The sequence below is a fragment of the Streptomyces sp. CRN 30 genome (assembly GCF_034105845.1).
Map to the genome: position 1 here is coordinate 13,237 of NZ_JAVRHI010000372.1, position 17,968 is coordinate 31,204.

Consider the following 17,968-nt stretch of genomic DNA (forward strand, 5'->3'; position numbering starts at 1 on the left):
CGGCTCAGCCGAGCGTCTCGTCCAGGAGTACGGCCCACTGGGCGACCACCCGGTCGCGGCGGCCCGTGTCGTCCGTGAGGAGGTTGGCGAGGCCGAGGCCGCGGGCCATGTCCAGGAGTCCCTGCACGGTTTCGCGCACCCCGGGCACCGACTCGTCGGCGCCGAGCAGTTCGACGGCGATGCGGTGGGTCTCGCGGCCGACGCGGGCCTCCAGTTCGGTGACCCGGGGCCGGAGCTGCTCCTCGTCGGAGGCGGCGACCCACAGGTGGAGGGCGGCCCGGAAGAGGGGGCCCGTGTAGAGGTCGACGAGGGCGCCGACCACGGCCCGGCGGTCGGCGGCACCGTGCGGGAACAGGGCGCGCAGGGCCGCGGAACGCTCCTCCGCGACGTACTCCACGGCCGCGGTGAACAGGTCCTCACGGGTACGGAAGTGGTGCTGGGCCGCGCCCCGGGAGACGCCCGCGTGCTCGGCGACGACGGAGACCGTGGAGCCCGCCCAGCCGCGCGTCGCCAGACAGGCGACGGCGGCTTCGAGGAGGCGCCGCCGGGTGGCCCGGCTGCGGTCCTGCTTGGGACTCCTGACCGCGCGCACGCCCGAGCCCGTGTCCGCGTCCGTTCCCGTCTCCACGACCGTGCTCACACCACCCATCCCGGATCCCGTCGTTCGAGGAAGGCCGTCATCCCCTCGCGGGCCTGCGCGGAGGAGAACAGCCGGGCCGAGAGCGCGGTCAGTCCGGCCGCGTCCCGGTCGAAGGTCTCCAGCACCCTAGCCGTGAGCAGCCGTTTGGTCTCGGCCAGGCCCTGGGGCGAGGCCCGGCGCAGCCCGTCCAGGACGGGGGCGAGCACGTCGTCCACGTCGTCCGCCCCGTCACCGGCCGCCGTGAGCAGGCCGACGCGGACCGCCTCGTCGGCGCCGAAGCGCTCGCCGGTCAGGCAGTAGCGCGCCACGGCGCGTGGGTCGGCGCGGGGCAGCACCGGCAGCGAGATGACGGCGGGCGCGACGCCGATGCGCACCTCGGTGAAGGCGAAGGTGGAGTCGGCGGAGGCGGCGGCGACGTCGCAGGCGGCGAGCAGGCCGAGGCCGCCCGCGCGGACGTGCCCGGTGACCCGGGCGACGACGGGCTTGGGCAGCTCGACGATCTGCCGGAGGAGACCGACCAGCGCGTCGGGGTGCGGGGGGTCGCGCAGGTCGGCGCCGGCGCAGAAGGTGGTGCCGGTGTGGGTGAGGACGACCGCCCGGACCCCGTCGTCCCCGCCGCAGTCGCCGAGCGCGCCGGACAGCTCCGCCACGAGCGCGGCGGACAGGGCGTTGCGGGTGTCCGGCGAGTCGAGGGTGAGGGTCGTGACGGCACGCGCGCGCGTGCGGCCCACCAGGCCCGCGGCCGTCATGACGGCTCCTTCAGGGACAGCTCCTTCATCACAGTTCCCTCAGCTCACGGCGGAGGATCTTGCCGGAGGCGGCGCGCGGCACGGCGTCGAGGAAGGTGACGCGGCGGACGCGCTTGTAGGGGGCGACGCGTTCGGCGACGTACGCCATGATCTCCGGCGCGGAGAGGTGCCCCGCGGTCGGCCGGCGGACCACGTGGGCGTGCGGCACCTCGATGCCGTCCTCGTCGTAGTGGCCGATCACGGCGGCGTCGGCGATACCGGGGTGGGTGAGCAGGACGGCCTCCAGTTCGGCCGGGGCGACCTGGTAGCCCTTGTACTTGATCAGCTCCTTGACGCGGTCGACGATGTACAGCCAGCCTCCGTCGTCGACGTGCCCGACGTCCCCGGTGTGCAGCCAGCGGTCACTGTCGATCATGGCGGCCGTGGCGTCGGGGCGGCCCAGGTACCCCTTCATGACCTGGGGGCCGCGGATGAGGACCTCGCCGGGTTCGCCGGCCGGCACGTCGCGCGACGGGTCGTCGAGGGAGACGATGCGCATCTCGGTGCCCGCGACGAGCTTGCCGACGGTCCCGGGGGGCGCGTCCCGGGCGGCGTCCAGGGGCACGACGTGGGTGCAGGGCGACAGTTCGGTCATGCCGTAGCCCTGGCCGATGGGAGGCAGCCCGAGCCGTTCGGCGCAGGCCGCCGCGAGTCTCGCGTCGAGCGGGGCGGCCGCGCTCAGGACGTACTCCAGGGACGACAGGTCGTACCTGACGACCGACGGGTGCTTGGCGAGGGCGAGGACGATCGGCGGGGCCACGTACAGGGCGGTGATGCGGTGCTTCTCGATGGCCACGAGGAAGGTGTCCAGGTCGAAGCGGGGCAGGACGACGACGGTCGCGCCGTGCTTCAGGGGGCCGTTCATCAGGGCGGTCAGGCCGTAGATGTGGAAGAACGGCAGGACGGCGAGGACGCGTTCGCCGGGGGCGACGGGGACCAGCGGGTGGATCTGGTCGAGGTTGGTGGCGATGGACCGGTGGGTGAGCAGCACGCCCTTGGGGACGCCGGTCGTGCCGGAGGAGTACGGCAGCACCGCGATGTCCTCGGCCGGGTCGATGGCGACCTCGGGCTCGGGCGCGGTGGTGGCGAGCAGGTCGATGAGTGAGCGGTGACCGGGGGCGCTGTCGCAGACGAATACCTCCCGTATGCCGCCCACGCGTTCGGCGGCCGCGCGGGCGGTCTCCAGCAGCGGGGAGACGGTCACCAGCCAGCGGGCGCCGCAGTCGGTGAGCTGCTTGGCCAGTTCGTCGGCGGTGGCGAGGGGATGCACGGTCGTGACCGTGGCACCCGCGCGCGTGGCGGCGTAGAAGGCGGGCGGGAAGGCGATCGTGTTGGGGCTGTGCAGGGCGAGGACGTCGCCCTTGCGGACGCCCGCCTCCGCGAACGCGGCGGCCAGCCGCCGGTGGAAGTGGTCCAGTTGCGCGTACGTGAGGGTGGTGCCGTCGACGCCGTCGATCAGCGCGGGGGCGTCACCGTGTGCGGCGGCGCCGCCCAGGACGGCCTCGTGGATGGGCAGGTCCACGGCCGGTACGTCGGCGTACTCGCTGCGGAACATCGGTTCCTCCTGCGTCGATCAGCCGGGGTGATCAGTACGACTTGGGCAGGCCCAGGGTCTGGTGGGAGACGTAGTTGAGGATCATTTCGCGGCTCACCGGGGCGATGCGGGACACCCGCGCGGCCGTGACGAGGGAGGCGAGCCCGTACTCGTTGGTGAGGCCGTTGCCGCCCAGGGTGTGCACCGCCTGGTCGACGGCCTTCACACAGGCCTCCGCGGCCGCGTACTTGGCCATGTTGGCGGCTTCCCCCGCGCCCACGTCGTCCCCGGCGTCGTACAGGTGGGCTGCCTTGCGCATCATCAGGCGGGCCAGTTCGAGTTCGATGTGGGACTGGGCGAGGGGGTGCGCGATGGCCTGGTGGGCGCCGATGGGGGCCTTCCACACGGTGCGCTCGCGCGCGTACTCGACGGCCCGGGCGAGCGCGTGGCGGCCCATGCCGATCGCGAAGGCCGCGGTCATGATGCGCTCGGGGTTGAGTCCGGCGAAGAGCTGGAGCAGCCCCGCGTCCACCTCTCCGCCGACGAGCGCGTCCGCGGGCAGCCGTACGTTGTCGAGGGTGAGCTCGAACTGCCGCTCTGCGGCCCGCAGCTCCATGTCGATGGCCCGCCGCTCGAAGCCCTCGGTGTCGCGCGGGACGATGAACAGGCAGGGCTTGAGGCGGCCGGTACGGGCGTCCTCGGTGCGGCCCACGATCAGGGTGGCGTCCGCTCTGTCGACGCCGGAGATGAACACCTTGCGGCCCGTGAGCAGCCAGTCGGCGCCGTCGCGGCGGGCGGTGGTGGTGATGCGGTGGGAGTTGGAGCCGGCGTCGGGCTCGGTGATCCCGAAGGCCATGAGGCGGCTGCCGTCGGCGAGTCCGGGCAGCCAGGCCCGCTTCTGCTCCGCGGTGCCGAAGCGGGCGATCACGGTGCCGCAGATGGCGGGCGAGACGACCAGCATCAGCAGCGGGCAGCCGGCCGCGCCCAGTTCCTCCAGGACGATGGAGAGCTCGGTGATGCCGGCGCCCCCGCCGCCGTACTCCTCGGGCAGGTTGACGCCGAGGTAGCCGAGTTTCGCGGCCTCGGCCCAGAGTTCGTCGGGGTGGGTCCCCGCGGCGGCCGTCCGGCGGATGTACTCGCGGCCGTAGCGCGCGCCCAGGGCGGCGACCGCGGCACGGAGGGCCTGGTGCTCGTCGGATTCGATGACGGCGGACGTCATGGGGTCTCCTCCTGTACGACGGCCAGCAGCGCGCCGACCGCGACCTGTTGTCCGGGGACGGCGTGCAGAACGGTGAGCGTGCCCGCGGCCGGGGCGGAGATGCGGTGCTCCATCTTCATCGCCTCCAGCCACAGCAGCGGCTGTCCGGCCGCCACCCGGGCGCCCTCGGTGAGGCCGTCGGCGACGCGGACGACCGTGCCGGGCATGGGGGCGAGCAGGGAACCGGGCTCGCGGCGGTCCGTGGGGTCGGGGAAGCGGGGCAGGGCGGTGAGCACGGTCCCGTTCACGTACACCCGGTCGTCGCCGTACCGGGCGATCTCGTACGTCCGCCGCAGGCCGTCGGCTTCCAGGACGACGCGGCCGGCGTCGGCCCGGACGACCCGGACGCCCTCCGCCGTGGGTCCCCGGCGGGTGTGGTGGTAGCGGACCTCGTGCTCCTCGCCCGCCGCCGCGTACCGCTTGGCCTGCGGCTGCGAGGGAACGTTCCGCCAGCCGCCGAAGCGGGACCGGCCGTGGGCGTCGGCGAGGGCGGCGGCCAGGGGCGCGTACGCGTCGGGGGCGGGTGCGGTGAGACCGGTCAGGTGCCGGTCGTAGAAGCCGGTGTCCATGCGGCCGGACGTGAACTCCGGGTGCCGCAGGGAGCGGACGAGCAGGTTTCTGTTGGTCACCGGCCCGTGGAGCTCCGCGCGCTCCAGGGCGCCCGCGAGCCGGCGCAGGGCCTCCGCGCGCGTGGGTGCGTGGGCGACCGCCTTGGCGAGCATCGGGTCGTAGTGCACGCCGATGTCGTCGCCGTCCGTGTACCCGGTGTCCAGGCGGACGCCGGGGACGGCCAGGCGGTGCAGGGTGCCGGTCTGCGGCGCCCAGCCGTGCGCGGGGTCCTCGGCGTACAGGCGGGCCTCGACGGCGTGGCCCCGCGCGCGCGGGGGGTCCTTCTCCAGCGCGTGGCCTTCGGCGACACGGATCTGTTCGGCGACCAGGTCGATGCCGAACACGGCCTCGGTGACGGGGTGCTCGACCTGGAGGCGGGTGTTCATCTCCAGGAAGTGGGCACGTCCGTCCGCCACGAGGAACTCGACGGTGCCCGCCCCCACGTAGCTCACCGCGCGGGCGGCCCGTACGGCCAGGGCGTGCACCTCGTCGGTGAGCGCGGGCGGCAGGCCGGGCGCCGGGGCCTCCTCGATCACCTTCTGGTGGCGGCGCTGGAGGGAGCAGTCGCGGGTGCCGAGCGCCCACACGGTGCCGTGCGTGTCGGCGAGCACCTGCACCTCGACGTGCCGCCCGCCCTCGACATACGGCTCGACGAACACCTCCCCGTCCCCGAAGGCACTCGCGGCCTCCGCGCGCGCGGCCGTCAGCTCGGCGCCGAGGTCTGCCAGCCGCCGTACGATCCGCATCCCGCGCCCGCCACCGCCCGCGGCGGCCTTCACCAGCACCGGCAGATCGGCCTCGGTGAGCTCGTCCGTGCCGAGCGGCTCGATGCCCATGAGCTGCTTCGCGCGCGTCTTGGACGCCATCGCCTCGATCGCGGCCGGGGGCGGCCCGATCCAGACCGGTCCCGCGTCCAGGACGGCACGCGCGAAGTCGGCGTTCTCCGACAGGAAGCCGTAGCCGGGGTGCACGGCGTCCGCGCCGGCGTCCAGGGCGGCCTTCACGATGAGGTCGCCGCGCAGATAGGTGTCCGCGGGGGCCGCCCCCGGCAGCCGTACCGCCGCGTCGGCCACGCGCGCGTGGAGGGCGCTTTCGTCGGCGTCCGAGTGCACGGCGACCGTCCGGATGCCCAGCTCACGACAGGTACGGAAGACACGGCAGGCGATCTCGCCCCGGTTGGCGACGAGGACAGAAGTGATCATCGGTGGTCCCTCGGTCATCGGTGGTCCCTCACATCCGGAAGACGCCGAAGCCGCCCCGCGCACCCTGGTAGGGCGCGGTGTGGATGGCGGACAGGCACAGCCCCAGGACGGTGCGGGTGTCGCGCGGGTCGATGACCCCGTCGTCGTACAGCCGCCCGGACAGGAACATCGGCAGGGACTCGGACTCGATCTGCTGCTCCACCATCGCCCGCAGCGCGGCGTCGCCCTCCTCGTCGTACGGCCGCCCCTTCGCGGCGGCGGACTGCCGGGCGACGATCGACAGCACCCCGGCGAGCTGCTGCGGGCCCATGACGGCGGACTTGGCGCTGGGCCAGGCGAACAGGAAGCGCGGGTCGTAGGCGCGTCCGCACATGCCGTAGTGCCCGGCGCCGTAGGAGGCGCCCATGAGCACGGACAGGTGCGGGACGGTGGAGTTGGACACCGCGTTGATCATCATGGCGCCGTGCTTGATGATGCCGCCCTGTTCGTACTCCCTGCCGACCATGTAGCCGGTGGTGTTGTGCAGGAAGAGCAGCGGGATGTCGCGCTGGTTGGCGAGCTGGATGAACTGGGCCGCCTTCTGCGACTCCGCGCTGAACAGCACGCCCCGGGCGTTGGCGAGGATGCCGACCGGATAGCCGTGCAGCTCCGCCCAGCCCGTCACCAGGCTGGTCCCGTACAGCGGTTTGAACTCGTCGAAGTCGGAGGCGTCGACGATCCGTGCGATCACCTCCCGCGGGTCGAAGGGGGTGCGCAGGTCGGCGGGGACGATGCCGAGCAGCTCCTCCTCGTCGTACTCCGGTGCCGCGGCGGGGCCCGGGTCGGGGTGCGCCTTGCGGTGGTTGAGGCGGGCGACCGCTCGCCGCGCCCGGCGGAGGGCGTCGTGCTCGTCGAGGGCGAAGTCGTCGGCGAGGCCCGACACGCGCGCGTGCATCTCGGCACCGCCGAGGGACTCGTCGTCGCTCTCCTCCCCCGTCGCCATCTTCACCAGCGGCGGACCGCCGAGGAACACCTTCGCCCGTTCCTTGACCATGATCACGTGGTCGGACATCCCGGGCACGTACGCGCCGCCGGCGGTGGAGTTGCCGAACACCACCGCGACGGTCGGTATCCCGGCGGCGGACAGGCGCGTCAGGTCACGGAAGAGCGCGCCACCCGGAATGAAGATCTCCTTCTGGGACGGCAGGTCGGCGCCCCCGGACTCCACCAGGCTGATGCAGGGCAGCCGGTTGGTGAGCGCGATCTCGTTGGCGCGCAGGGCCTTCTTCAGGGTCCAGGGGTTGCTGGCGCCGCCGCGTACGGTCGGGTCGTTGGCGGTGATCAGGCACTCGACCCCCTCGACGACGCCGATGCCGGTGACGAGGGAGGCGCCCACCGCGTACTCCGACCCCCAGGCGGCGAGCGGGGAGAGCTCCAGGAAGGGGGTGTCCGGGTCGAGGAGCAGCTCGATGCGCTCCCGCGCGAGCAGCTTGCCGCGCCGTCTGTGCCGGTCGACGTACTTCTCGCCGCCGCCGGACAGGGCCTTGGCGTGCTCGGCGTCCAGTTCGGCGAGCTTGGCGAGCATGGCCTCGCGGTGCGCCGCGTAGTCGGGGCCGGTGGTGTCCAGGGAGGTGGGAAGAACCGTCACAGCAGGACCTCCGGTATCTCCAGGTGGCGGGAGCGGAGCCACTCGCCGAGCGCCTTGGCCTGCGGATCGAAGCGCGCCTGCGAGGCCACGCCCTCGCCGAGCAGTCCGTGGACGACGAAGTTGAGGGCACGGAGGTTGGGCAGGACGTGACGGGTGACGGTCAGGCCACGGCTCGCGGTCTCGGGGACCAGCTCCCCGAACCGGTCGGCCGTCACCTCGTGCACCAGCCACCGCCAGGCCTCCTCCGTCCGCACCCACACCCCGACGTTGGCGTCGCCGCCCTTGTCACCGCTGCGGGCGCCGGCGACGAGGCCGAGCGGGGCGCGGGTGGTGGACGACGGCGGCAGCGGCGCCGGGAGCTCCGGCTGCGGCACCTCCCGCGGTACGGCGGTGTCCTGGGGCGCGGGCGGCCCCACGTGGATCCGGCGCCCGTCGTCCAGGACCGCCACGTGGTCCACGGCGCCCTGGTCGACGTAGAGCGCCTCGAACACCCCGTACGGCGCGCCCCTGCCGGGCGGCGCCAGCACGTGGAAGCCGGGGTAACTGGCGAGGGCGAGCTCCACCGCGGCCCCGCTGAGCACCCGCCCCACGGCCTCCTGGCCGGTGTCCCGCACGACCAGCCGCAGCAGCGCGCTCGCCGTCTCCTCGGTGGGCGCGTCGGGCCGGTCGGTCCGTACGAGGTCCCAGTCGACGTGCGCGGGCCGGGTCTTCGCGGCGGCCAGCGCGCCCTCCAGCTGGCCCCGCACCAGGGCGGCCTTCTCCTCGATGTCGAGCCCGGTGAGCACGAAGGTGACCTCGTTGCGGAAGCCGCCGAGCCGGTTGAGGCCGACCTTGAGCGTGGGCGGCGGCGCCTCCCCGCGCACGCCGCTGATCCGTACGCGGTCGGGCCCCTCCTCCGTCAGCTCGACCGTGTCCAGCCGGGCGGTGACGTCGGGCCCCGCGTACCGGGCGCCCGCCGTCTCGTACAGCAGCTGCGCGGTGACCGTGCCGACGTCCACGAGCCCGCCGGTGCCGAGGTGCTTGGTGATGACGGCGGTGCCGTCCTCGTGGATCTCGGCGAGGGGGAAGCCGGGGTGGCGCATGTCCCCGGGGCTGCCCCCGGACCCGGTTCCGTCGCGGAAGAAGGCGTAGTTGCCGCCGGTGACCTGGGCCCCGCACTCCAGCAGGTGCCCGGCGACGACGGCGCCCGCGAGCCGGTCGTACTCCGTGGGTGCCCAGCCGAAGTGGGCGGCGGCGGGGCCGGTGACCAGGGCGGCGTCGGTGACCCGGCCGGTGACGACGACGTCGGCGCCCTCGCGCAGGCAGGCGGCGATGCCGGCCCCGCCCAGGTAGGCGTGGGCGGCGAGGCTGCCGATGTGCCGCGAGGTGAGGTCGTCGCCCTCGACGTGCGCGACGCGTACGGGGATGCCGAGCCGGGCGGCCAGCGCCCGTACGGCGTCGGCGAGCCCCGCCGGGTTCAGCCCGCCTCCATTGGTGACGATGCGCACCCCGCGCGCGTGGGCCAGCCCCAGGCACTCCTCCAGCTGCCGCAGGAAGGTCCGGGCGTATCCGGCGCCGGGGTCCTTCATCCGGTCCCGGGCCAGGATCAGCATGGTCAGCTCGGCCAGGTAGTCGCCGGTGAGCACGTCCAGCGGACCGCCGGTGAGCATCTCGCGCATGGCGTCGAAACGGTCGCCGTAGAACCCGGACGCGTTGCCGACGCGCAAGGGGGCGGTGCCGGGGACGCTGTGGGGGGCGGTCACCGCGCGGTTCCCGCGGGCGGTGAGCCGGCGCCGGTACCTCCGGGCGGGCGGCCGGCGCCGGGCGGGCCCGCGAAGGCCTGCGCGATGTCCAGCCACCGGTCGGCGTCGGCTCCCTCCGCCCGTACGGCGAGGTCGGCCCGGTGGGCCCGCTGGGTGACCAGCAGGCAGAAGTCGAGCGCGGGGCCGGTGACGCGTTGGGCCGCGTTCGCGGGGCCGTACGTCCAGGTCTCGGACGGATCCGCTGGCGACACCAGTTCGACGCGGAACTCCTCGCCGGGCGCGGTCAGCCCCCGCACGAAGTACGCGTAGTCCCGCGCGCGTACGCCGATCCGCGCGATGTGCCGCAGCCGGCCGGTGGGGGCGGGACGGGGGACGCCGAGCGCGTCGACGACGTCCAGCCCGTGCGCCCAGGTCTCCATCAGCCGGGCGGTGGCCAGGGAGGCGGCCGACATGGGCGGCCCGTACCAGGGGAAACGGGCACCGGGCGGGGCGTCGCGCAGGGCCCGGTCGAGGAGGGCGCGCCCCTGCCGCCACCTGCCGAGCAGCTCGCCGGGCGGCGCCGACGCTCCCTCCTCCGCGCCCTCGTCGACGAAGGTGTGGGGCGCGGCGAGGGCCTGCTCCCCCAGGGCCCGGAAGCCGTCCTCGTCCATGACGGCGAGCAGGGCCGAGTGATCGGTCCAGGCGAGGTGCGCGATCTGGTGGGCCACGGTCCAGCCGGGGGCGGGCGTCGGACGGGTCCACCCGTCCGGTGACAACGCGCTGACCACTTGGTCGAGTTCGTGACTCTCGGTACGTAAGTCGTCGAGCACGGGGGTCGGGTCGGCCATGGCTGGGAGCATGGCAGCGGCCCCGGAAACAAGCAAGCGTGCTTGCATGCATCTTTCGCCGGAGACTCCGGCGAGGGCGAGCGAACGAGGGCTCGGATGCCTCGCCTCGCCTCGATGCGGCGCCTGCGGTACTACGGGGTCACGGTTGACGCCTGTCGTGGTCAGGCGGCGGGCTCGGGTGTGAGCTGCCAGATACTGACGAGTTCCGAGCGCGGCGTAACCATGTACACGAAGAAGCCACCCGTCACGAACGCATGCTTGGCACCCTCGTCGGCATCCTGGAACGCCGCTCCGTGAAGATGCAGCGCCTCGGCGGCCCGGACCAGTTCGTCGGCCTTTCGCTCCACCTCGGCGAGGAAGGCATCCGGTGCGCCGGTGGCCACGGTCGCCTCGTCCGGCACGTACTCCCAGCGCCAGGTCACTCGGCGTGCACCGACCGGGTGGCGTTCCGGTAGATGGTGCTGGCCCTGACCAGATGCTCGCGCGCCTCATCGGGCGTGGTCGCGACCTGGGCGAGATACTCGGCCCGGTGGTACGCCCTCGCCGTTTCCGGGTGCCGCTCGATCTCGATCAGGGCCGCCCAGTGAGCCAGGTAGGCGTGCACGGGCTTGAGCGAGCCGTGCTCCACCGCTTCCGCGAGCGCGTGGTCCTTCGCCTGGTCGTAGGCGGCCAGGAGCTGCGGGGCGACGACGGCACAGGCGGCGCGCAAGGCACCGGGGGTGCGCTCCGGACGCGGGATCGACGGCCCGTCACCGGCCGTCTCGGTGTGCTGAAGGCTCATGCTCCCGTTCCCTTCGTGTCCTCGGCCGCCCCGTCGACCGTGCTCCGGACCCGAGAGGCGCTGGGCGCGCGTCCGACTCTAGTCCCACGGCACCTCACCGCGTGAGGGGAATCCTCCCGCCGCGTCCTCCGCAAAAGCCGGGCGGGCGCGGTGACCGGTGTCGCCGCGCCCGCCGGCAGCCCGTGCGCCCGGTGGGCCGTACGCCCGGTGGATCAGTCGCGCTGGGCGTCCGCGGGGAGCTTGCGGAGCTTCATGGTGTCGGCGGTGTCCGTGCCGAAGCCGTAGTCCAGCAGGGCGGCGGCGTCGGCGTAGCGGTCGCTGCCGTTGAGGATGGTGCCGACCAGGGTCTTGTCACCGCGGACGGCCGCGAACACCAGGCACTGGCCCGCCGGGGTGGTCGTGCCGGTCTTGATGCCGATCACGCCGTCGTAGGAACCGAGGAGCTGGTTGGTGTTGTACCAGGTGTAGTAGCGGGTGTTGCCGTTGGCCGCCGGGGCGTCCGCCTTGTACTCCTTCTTCGCGACGGCCGAGCGGAAGGTGTCGTTCTCCAGGGCGTGCCGGGCGAGCTGCGCCAGCTCGGCCGGGGTGCTCACGTCGCCGGCGTCCGTGCCGTCGAAGGTGACGAAGTCGGTGTTGGGAAGACCGAGCTCGTCGGCCTTCGTGTTCATCTTGGTGACGAACGACTTGGTGCGCTCGGCGCTGGTCCCGCCGGTGCCGTAGGTGTCGGCGAGGGCGAAGGCCGCGTCCGCTCCGGAGGGGAGCAGCGCCGCGTGGAGGAGCTGTTCGACGGTGAGCCTGTCACCGACCTGGAGGTCCGCCGTGCTCGTCCCGTTCTCGATGACGTAGTCGCGGTACTCCTGCTTGACGGTCACCTGGCGCTTCAGGTCGACACCGCTGGTGTCGAGCACGACGGAGGCCAGCATGATCTTCGTGGTGCTCGCCAGGGGTCTGGGTGTGTTCGCGCCCTTGGCGTAGAGCAACTTTCCGCTCGTCCCGGCCACCAGCGCGGCGCCCTTGGCGGAAACGGTCGGCGCCTCCCCCGTGGGCGTCGCGGCCCGGGCGGTCGACGGCAAGAGGGCCAGTAAGACACTACTGGGGAGGGCGGCGATGACAGCTGTGCGCCTGACGATGGTTGTTGCAGTCACAAGATTGTGCTCCATTCCTGCAGTGTTCACTTCAACTCGCCCCCCACCCTGCCCCTCTCCGGCCAAGCCAACCCGTGCATCTTGCAACCAAATGGTGAAGACCCCACGGAGCTCCAGCATCCGCGTAAGCTGCGAAGCAGCTGTACGCACCTGACTCGACCGACTGCCTGCTCTTGGACGGCCCCCTCGTGAACACCCCCAGCACCGACCGCCCCGTGCCCACGGCCACCGCCGCCGCCGGTGCGGCCCCCGCGGCCGTACCGGAGACCGTCCCCACCGGACGCACCGCACGGTGGGGCTCCCTCGGGCCGGTCGGGCTGGTGCTGGCCGGGGGAATCTCCGTGCAGTTCGGTGCGGCGCTCGCCGTGATGCTCATGCCGCGTGCCGGAGCAGTGGGCGTGGTGACGTTGCGGCTGGTGGTGGGCGCGATCGTGATGCTCCTCGTGTGCCGGCCCCGGGTACGGGGGTACACCCGGGCCGACTGGGTCACGGTCGTCGTCTTCGGTGTCGTCATGGCCGCGATGAACGGGCTCTTCTACCAGGCGGCCGCCCGCATCCCGCTCGGCGCCGCCGTCACGCTCGAGGTCCTCGGCCCGCTCGCCCTGTCCGTGTTCGCCTCCCGGCGGCTGGTGAACCTGCTGTGGGCCGCGCTCGCGCTCGTGGGCGTCTTCCTGCTGGCCGGCGGTGGCTTCGGCGGCCTGGATCCCGTGGGTGTCGCCTTCGCGCTGGCGGCCGGGGTGATGTGGGCCGCGTACATCGTCTTCAGTGCCCGTACGGGACGCCGCTTCCCCCAGGCCGACGGGCTGGCACTGGCCATGGCGGTGGGCGCGGTGCTGTTCCTGCCGCTGGGCATCCTGGCGTCCGGGTCCCGCCTGGTCGACCCGGCCACGCTCGGCCTGGGCGCGGCCGTGGCCGTCCTGTCGTCCGTCCTGCCCTACACGCTGGAACTGCTCGCGTTGCGGCGGCTGCCCGCGTCCACGTTCGCCGTCATGATGACCCTGGAGCCGGCGATCGCCGCGATCGCCGGCTTCCTGCTCCTGAGCCAGGCCCTGTCCCCCGTGCAGGCCCTCGCGATCGCCTTGGTCATCGCGGCCAGCATGGGAGCGGTACGGACCCAGGTGGACCGGGGCCCCGAGGCCGAGCCGGTGGAGGGCTGAGACCGAGGCGGGCGGCCGGGCGCGGGGCCGTCACCCCCGGAGCCGGGCGGCCAGCGCGGCCAGGGTCTGCGCGGTGTCCGTCAGGCTCCTGACCGCCGCGTCCAGGTCCGCGGCCAGGTCGGCCGCCGGGAGGGCGGAGGGCGCGGGTGCCGGGACGGGCGTACCGCGGTAGCCGATCGGGCCCTCGTTGTAGCGCTGGTACCAGCCGGTGAACCCCGGACCGGCGGGGGCCTCCAGGAAGCGGACCCGGGCGAGCTGTATCTCGGTGCCGCCCGCGTTCCCGGTGATGTCGAGGCGGTAGTGGGAGTACGCCGGGGCACGGCCGCGGAGCTGGAACTCCCGCGTCTGGAAGCGCCCGGTGAAGACCTCGCCCGCCCGGTGGTCCAGGGGCGTCCAGCTCCGGCCGTCCCGGGAGCCGAGGAGCGTCCAGTCACGTGGGTCGCGGTCGGCGAAGTCGTTCGCCGTCATCAGCGCGTACGACGTGACGGCGGCGGGGCGGGCGAGGGTGAAGTCGAGCCGCGCGGTCTCCTCGCCCGCCAGCCACTTCTCCCGGTCGTCGTGGAGGAGGTTGTCCGCCGTCTCCCCCGCCTCCTCGAACTCGTCGCTCGCCTCCACCCAGTCCACCTCGACCTCGGCCGGCGCGGTCCGCAGCGCGGCCACGCCCGAGTTGCCCCGCTGGTCGCGCCAGGTCACCCGTTCCACGGGCGCCCCGCCGTCGTCCACCAGCAGCCCCAGCTCCCCGGAACGGTGCCAGCCGCCGCCCCAGCCCTCCTCGGTGTCGAAGCGGTGCAGGACGTCCACCGGAAGGTGTTCCACCTCCTCCGGAGAGGCCCAGCTGCCGGTCAGGCGGCCCCGGTACTCATAGTGCGTACCGTCGGCCGTGCGGTGGTGGCCGTGGAAGTCGGACATGTTCGACTGGAAGCTGATGGCCGACTCCGCGCCGTCCTCACCCCGCCAGCCGAGCTGCGCGGGCAGCGCGTGCTCTCCCCGGTCGACGTGGAACAGCAGCGGCGGCGCCGACTCCCAGGACGAGGAGGCCGCGGAGAAGGGGGCGCGGCGCTCCGTCCGGTAGCCGAAGACGGTGTTCCGTGCGGCCTCCGCCGCCCGCGCGCGCTCCGAGCGGCCCCGCTCCGCCACGGAGTCCAGGGTGACCCGGTAGAGCCAGAACATGCTGCGCGCCTTGGCCGACGTGCGTATCTCCAGGGTGTTCGTCCCCTGCTTCAGCAGCCGCGCGGGCACCGCGAAGACGTTGTCCTGCGGGAGGTCGCCGCCGCCCGGCACGGTGAGGTCCCGCGCCAGCTCCTCGCCCTGGAGCAGTACGTCGATCGGCGCGTACCCCGGGGCGCCGCCCAGCTTGGAGACCAGGGCCGTGACGGTGAGCGTCGCCTGGGGGATGCCCTCCGGGTCCGCCACCTCGAAGTCCAGCTCCAGGCTGCCGCCTGCGTCCAGCGCGAGGTGGCCTCCGGCCGGGCGGGTGAGGTGGTGCTTGACCTCGGCGTTGGAGAGGCGGGGCGGGGTGACGGAGAAGTCCGCGTAGGTGGCTTCCAGGGGCGTGGTGGTCATGGCAGGGGTCGGCTCCTGATCGTGGTCAACACCCGCCTTGCGGTGGGGTGTTCGTGATCAGGGACCCTAGTGGGAGGGTCTGACAATGCCGCGAGGTCGGACTGTGCGGGGCGCGCGGTGACGTAGGAGCCGAGGCCCATCTCCGCGCGGATGAAGCCCCTCGCCTGCAAGTGGCTCATCACCTTCTGGGCGGTGGAGGTGGCGACGTCGAACTCGGCGGACAGGTCGACGGCGGACGGCATGCGACCGCCCACGGGATAGTCGCCGTCGGCGATACGGGTAGCGACTGCTGCCGCTACCTGGCGCCAGACAGCGCGGGTGCGATCAAGCTCGTGGCTCATGCGGCGGACGCTAACTGCCTGCGGTGGACCGCGCGACCGCGGTAGACCGAGCATGCCTAGTACGCCATGGCATGCCGTAGTTCACCGTGGTCAACCGCGGTCGCGTCGCTTCCGCGACGCGTACACGCTGATGGCATGACCGATCTCGTCGGCCGCCTCACGGCCTGGGTGACCCTCTTCCTCAACCCGCGCGGCGCGCACCGCCGTGTCCAGTACCGCTACGTACGCCCGAGCGCCCCCTTCGTACCGCCCGAGCCCCTCCCCACCCACCGCAGCCCCTACGGCCGCGACACCCCCCTCGACGCCACCGCCACCAACCCCGTGCGCCCCTACCTCCTCGCCCACGAACAGCGCAGCTCCACCCCGTACCGGATGCACCTGACGATGGGAGCCGCGTGATGGAGCGCCCCGCACGCCTGCTGCCCTGGCTCGGCAGCGACGGCAAGAGCTGTTACCTGATCACCGACGACCGTGGCGGGCCCGTCTCCCGCATGGCCGACGACACCGAGGCCATCCAGCTGGACATGGGCGCACGACTCCTCACACACGCCGACGCCCTGCTCCCCCACACCCCGCACAGCGACCTCCGGCACCTGGCCGAGTGCCTCACCGCGGCACTGCGCGACGCCGTGCGGATCGCGGAGAGCCGGCAGCAGCGGCTGGAGCAGCCGGACTGAGCGGGCGGCATCAGGGACGGACGAGCAGCCTCTCGACCTCCGGAGGCAGCTCGCCGCCGGGACCGGTGTCGGCGGTGATGGCGACGAGGAGGGTGCCGGCGGGTGCGTCGTCCACCGTGATGGCGGTGCCGGCGTCCACTCCTTCGATCGCGTAGGCGGTCGTCGTGGTCGGCTCCGTCCCGGCGGAGCCGTCGCCCGGCGTGTCGTCGCACGGCGGATGGGTGGCCGTACCGATCCGGTCGCCGACCGTGAAGTCGGCGTTCGGGACGTCCGAGTACATCCGGTCCTCGTACTCGATCACGTAGGCGCAGATCGACTCACCGCCGGGCGACGTCATCGACGTACAGCCGACGGACATCACGACCATGACCGCCGTCGGCAACACCGCTCTCACCGGTTTCACCGGCACACCTCCCGCTCAGGAGCTCCCGCTCCGCCTCAGCCGTTGTGGCAACGCCATACGTACGACGGAACGGGCACCGTGTTCGTTCGTGCGGTCGCGGCTCGGATCGCCCTCGCGTGACACCGCATGGCGCCACATGACACCACGCGATGCCACGTGGCGCCACAACACCTTGCGCATAGCGCCATTGTGATGCCATGATGACGCCATGGACCTCACCCCGTATGTCGAGACCCTCCGCCGTGAACTCGCGGCGGCCGCCGAGGCCGGCGGGGACGATGCCCGTGAGCTGGCCGAGCGGCTCACCACTCCGCTGGAGTCGGCGACCCGCCTGATCATGCTCAACGTGCTCTCCGCCGCGATGGACGAGATCACGCGCGAGCTCGCCCCGGGTTCGGTCGACGTACGGCTGCGCGGGCTGGACCCCGACTTCGTGGTGACGCCGCCGCCCATCCACGGCGGCGCCCCCGCGGAACCCGCCGCACCCGTCGAAGCCTTCCAGGCCGCCGTCCCGGCCGACGGTGGTGACGAGGGTGGCACCGCACGCGTCAACCTGCGCCTGCCGGCCCACCTCAAGGCACGCGCCGAGGAGGCCGCGGGCCGCGAGGGCCTGTCGGTCAACGCATGGCTGGTGCGGGCCGTGTCGGCCGCGGTCGACGGTGGCCCCCGGCCACCGCGTACGACGGAGAAGACCCGCACCACCGGACAGAGCTTCACGGGCTGGGTGCGCTAGCCGCGCCCCTTCCACCTACACCGTCCCACCAGCGGGGACGTGCCGAGCACTCAAGAGGACGGGACAGCCATGCCTTCTTTCGACACTCCCGAGCCGATCGCGGTCACCGCGCGCGTGGAGGCCGGTTCCATCCAGTTCGTCGCGGGCGACCGCCCCGACACCGTGGTCGAGGTGCGGCCCCGCGACCCGAAGAAGAAGCTGGACGTACGGGCGGCCGAGCAGACCGAGGTCACGTTCGTGAACGGCTCGCTGACCCTCAAGACGCCCAAGTCCAGCCCGTTCGGCCGTGACGGCATCGTCGACGTGACCGTCGAGCTGCCCGCGGACTCGAGCGTGGACACGACCGGCGCCTGGACGCAGGTGCTCGGCGAGGGCCGGCTCGGCGAGGTACGGGTGAAGACCTCGGTCGGCGACGTCCGTCTCGGCACGACGGGACCACTGCACCTGAAGGTGTCGCACGGCTCGGTCACGGTGGACCGGGTCGCCGGCACGGCCGAGATCACCAGCAGCAGCGGTGACGTACGCGTCGGCCTCGTCGACGGTTCCGCCGTCCTGAAGAACTCGCACGGCAGCACGGTCGTCGGCGCCGCCACCGGCGAGCTGCGCGTCAACGGCGCCAACGGCCCCATCGAGATCCGGCGCGCCGAGAGCTCGGTCACCGCCGTCAACGCCCACGGCGTGCTGCGCGTGGACGACGTCGCCCGCGGCACCGTCCAGTTGGAGACCGACTACGGCTCCATCGAGATCGGCGTCCGCGAGGGCACGGCGGCCTGGCTCGACGTCAGCTCCAAGTCGGGCCAGGTGCGCAGCGCGCTCACCGAGTCCGGAGCCCCGGAGGAGACCGAGGACACCGTCAGGGTCCACGCCCGCACCCGGCACGGCAACATCGACATCCGCCGCGCCAGGGCCTGACGGCTGCGGACCGCCTCAGCCATCTCACT

Annotated in this window: 19 protein-coding genes; 5 read left to right on the top strand and 14 right to left on the bottom strand. The window is 73.1% G+C overall.

What is annotated here, in order from left to right; translation table 11 throughout:
• Positions 1-4: 4 nt before the first annotated feature.
• The 11 genes from UW392_RS39370 to UW392_RS39420 form a co-directional block, all read right to left on the bottom strand.
• Positions 5-649: a TetR/AcrR family transcriptional regulator gene (locus UW392_RS39370; protein ID WP_320780050.1), complete on the bottom strand. Its 645-nt coding sequence runs from the start codon at positions 647-649 to the stop codon at positions 5-7.
• Entirely contained in the window at positions 637-1,389 is a 753-nt protein-coding gene (locus tag UW392_RS39375) for an enoyl-CoA hydratase family protein (RefSeq protein WP_320780051.1), read from the bottom strand. The genes UW392_RS39370 and UW392_RS39375 overlap by 13 nt, the downstream gene beginning before the upstream one ends.
• Positions 1,390-1,417: 28 nt before the next feature.
• Entirely contained in the window at positions 1,418-2,983 is a 1,566-nt protein-coding gene (locus UW392_RS39380; protein WP_320780052.1) for a 4-coumarate--CoA ligase family protein, read from the bottom strand.
• A gap of 31 nt (positions 2,984-3,014) precedes the next feature.
• Positions 3,015-4,181 carry an acyl-CoA dehydrogenase family protein gene (locus UW392_RS39385; protein ID WP_320780053.1) on the bottom strand — a complete coding sequence of 389 codons (1,167 nt, stop codon included), beginning with the start codon at positions 4,179-4,181 and terminating at the stop codon, positions 3,015-3,017.
• A complete protein-coding gene (locus UW392_RS39390) occupies positions 4,178-6,031 on the bottom strand; it encodes an acetyl/propionyl/methylcrotonyl-CoA carboxylase subunit alpha (protein ID WP_320780054.1) in 1,854 nt (617 codons plus the stop codon). Before UW392_RS39390 ends, UW392_RS39385 begins: the two co-directional genes overlap by 4 nt.
• A gap of 28 nt (positions 6,032-6,059) precedes the next feature.
• Positions 6,060-7,658, bottom strand: a complete 1,599-nt coding sequence (locus UW392_RS39395) for an acyl-CoA carboxylase subunit beta (protein ID WP_320780055.1) — start codon at positions 7,656-7,658, stop codon at positions 6,060-6,062.
• A complete protein-coding gene (locus tag UW392_RS39400; protein WP_320780056.1) occupies positions 7,655-9,400 on the bottom strand; it encodes an acyclic terpene utilization AtuA family protein in 1,746 nt (581 codons plus the stop codon). Before UW392_RS39400 ends, UW392_RS39395 begins: the two co-directional genes overlap by 4 nt.
• Positions 9,397-10,227 carry a TIGR03084 family metal-binding protein gene (locus tag UW392_RS39405; RefSeq protein WP_320780057.1) on the bottom strand — a complete coding sequence of 277 codons (831 nt, stop codon included), beginning with the start codon at positions 10,225-10,227 and terminating at the stop codon, positions 9,397-9,399. Before UW392_RS39405 ends, UW392_RS39400 begins: the two co-directional genes overlap by 4 nt.
• Positions 10,228-10,388: 161 nt before the next feature.
• The gene (locus UW392_RS39410; RefSeq protein WP_320780058.1) at positions 10,389-10,649 is read right to left on the bottom strand and encodes a hypothetical protein; all 261 of its coding nucleotides are present in this window, start codon (positions 10,647-10,649) and stop codon (positions 10,389-10,391) included.
• On the bottom strand, positions 10,646-11,008 hold the full coding sequence (locus UW392_RS39415) for a DUF6247 family protein (RefSeq protein ID WP_320780059.1): 363 nt from the start codon (positions 11,006-11,008) through the stop codon (positions 10,646-10,648). The genes UW392_RS39410 and UW392_RS39415 overlap by 4 nt, the downstream gene beginning before the upstream one ends.
• Positions 11,009-11,220: 212 nt before the next feature.
• Positions 11,221-12,168, bottom strand: a complete 948-nt coding sequence (locus UW392_RS39420; protein WP_414497027.1) for a D-alanyl-D-alanine carboxypeptidase family protein — start codon at positions 12,166-12,168, stop codon at positions 11,221-11,223.
• Positions 12,169-12,341: 173 nt separating this feature from the next.
• On the opposite strand from UW392_RS39420, the gene UW392_RS39425 reads away from it, so the two are divergent.
• The gene (locus UW392_RS39425) at positions 12,342-13,310 is read left to right on the top strand and encodes an EamA family transporter (RefSeq protein WP_320780061.1); all 969 of its coding nucleotides are present in this window, start codon (positions 12,342-12,344) and stop codon (positions 13,308-13,310) included.
• Between the two features lie 30 nt (positions 13,311-13,340).
• On the opposite strand, the gene UW392_RS39430 is transcribed toward UW392_RS39425, so the two are convergent.
• A complete protein-coding gene (locus tag UW392_RS39430) occupies positions 13,341-14,873 on the bottom strand; it encodes an alpha-1,2-mannosidase (RefSeq protein WP_320780062.1) in 1,533 nt (510 codons plus the stop codon).
• Positions 14,870-15,214, bottom strand: coding sequence for a winged helix-turn-helix domain-containing protein (locus tag UW392_RS39435; protein WP_320780063.1), 345 nt, complete (start codon positions 15,212-15,214; stop codon positions 14,870-14,872). Before UW392_RS39435 ends, UW392_RS39430 begins: the two co-directional genes overlap by 4 nt.
• Positions 15,215-15,349: 135 nt before the next feature.
• Between UW392_RS39435 and UW392_RS39440 the strand changes: the two genes are divergently transcribed.
• Together UW392_RS39440 and UW392_RS39445 are read left to right on the top strand one after the other, a co-directional pair.
• The gene (locus UW392_RS39440; protein WP_320780064.1) at positions 15,350-15,613 is read left to right on the top strand and encodes a hypothetical protein; all 264 of its coding nucleotides are present in this window, start codon (positions 15,350-15,352) and stop codon (positions 15,611-15,613) included.
• Positions 15,613-15,891 (top strand): hypothetical protein, encoded by a 279-nt coding sequence (locus UW392_RS39445; RefSeq protein WP_320780065.1) that lies wholly within the window; start codon positions 15,613-15,615, stop codon positions 15,889-15,891. Before UW392_RS39440 ends, UW392_RS39445 begins: the two co-directional genes overlap by 1 nt.
• A 10-nt stretch (positions 15,892-15,901) precedes the next feature.
• On the opposite strand, the gene UW392_RS39450 is transcribed toward UW392_RS39445, so the two are convergent.
• Positions 15,902-16,294: a DUF6281 family protein gene (locus UW392_RS39450; RefSeq protein WP_320780066.1), complete on the bottom strand. Its 393-nt coding sequence runs from the start codon at positions 16,292-16,294 to the stop codon at positions 15,902-15,904.
• Between the two features lie 208 nt (positions 16,295-16,502).
• Here UW392_RS39450 and UW392_RS39455 point away from each other — a divergent pair, with 208 nt between their 5' ends.
• Complete coding sequence (locus tag UW392_RS39455) at positions 16,503-17,027, top strand: hypothetical protein (RefSeq protein WP_320780067.1); 525 nt, start codon at positions 16,503-16,505, stop codon at positions 17,025-17,027.
• Positions 17,028-17,096: 69 nt separating this feature from the next.
• The gene (locus UW392_RS39460) at positions 17,097-17,939 is read left to right on the top strand and encodes a DUF4097 family beta strand repeat-containing protein (RefSeq protein ID WP_320780068.1); all 843 of its coding nucleotides are present in this window, start codon (positions 17,097-17,099) and stop codon (positions 17,937-17,939) included.
• Positions 17,940-17,968 lie beyond the last annotated feature (29 nt).

Coding starts and splice junctions, on each gene's coding strand:
- UW392_RS39415 (WP_320780059.1), bottom strand. CDS start 11,008: ATGAGCCTTCAGCACACCGAGACGGCCGGTGACGGGCCGTCGATCCCG.
- UW392_RS39445 (WP_320780065.1), top strand. CDS start 15,613: ATGGAGCGCCCCGCACGCCTGCTGCCCTGGCTCGGCAGCGACGGCAAG.
- UW392_RS39385 (WP_320780053.1), bottom strand. CDS start 4,181: ATGACGTCCGCCGTCATCGAATCCGACGAGCACCAGGCCCTCCGTGCC.
- UW392_RS39375 (WP_320780051.1), bottom strand. CDS start 1,389: ATGACGGCCGCGGGCCTGGTGGGCCGCACGCGCGCGCGTGCCGTCACG.
- UW392_RS39380 (WP_320780052.1), bottom strand. CDS start 2,983: ATGTTCCGCAGCGAGTACGCCGACGTACCGGCCGTGGACCTGCCCATC.
- UW392_RS39440 (WP_320780064.1), top strand. CDS start 15,350: ATGACCGATCTCGTCGGCCGCCTCACGGCCTGGGTGACCCTCTTCCTC.
- UW392_RS39460 (WP_320780068.1), top strand. CDS start 17,097: ATGCCTTCTTTCGACACTCCCGAGCCGATCGCGGTCACCGCGCGCGTG.
- UW392_RS39455 (WP_320780067.1), top strand. CDS start 16,503: ATGGACCTCACCCCGTATGTCGAGACCCTCCGCCGTGAACTCGCGGCG.
- UW392_RS39405 (WP_320780057.1), bottom strand. CDS start 10,227: ATGGCCGACCCGACCCCCGTGCTCGACGACTTACGTACCGAGAGTCAC.
- UW392_RS39430 (WP_320780062.1), bottom strand. CDS start 14,873: ATGACCACCACGCCCCTGGAAGCCACCTACGCGGACTTCTCCGTCACC.
- UW392_RS39435 (WP_320780063.1), bottom strand. CDS start 15,214: ATGAGCCACGAGCTTGATCGCACCCGCGCTGTCTGGCGCCAGGTAGCG.
- UW392_RS39420 (WP_414497027.1), bottom strand. CDS start 12,168: ATGGAGCACAATCTTGTGACTGCAACAACCATCGTCAGGCGCACAGCT.
- UW392_RS39370 (WP_320780050.1), bottom strand. CDS start 649: ATGGGTGGTGTGAGCACGGTCGTGGAGACGGGAACGGACGCGGACACG.
- UW392_RS39390 (WP_320780054.1), bottom strand. CDS start 6,031: ATGATCACTTCTGTCCTCGTCGCCAACCGGGGCGAGATCGCCTGCCGT.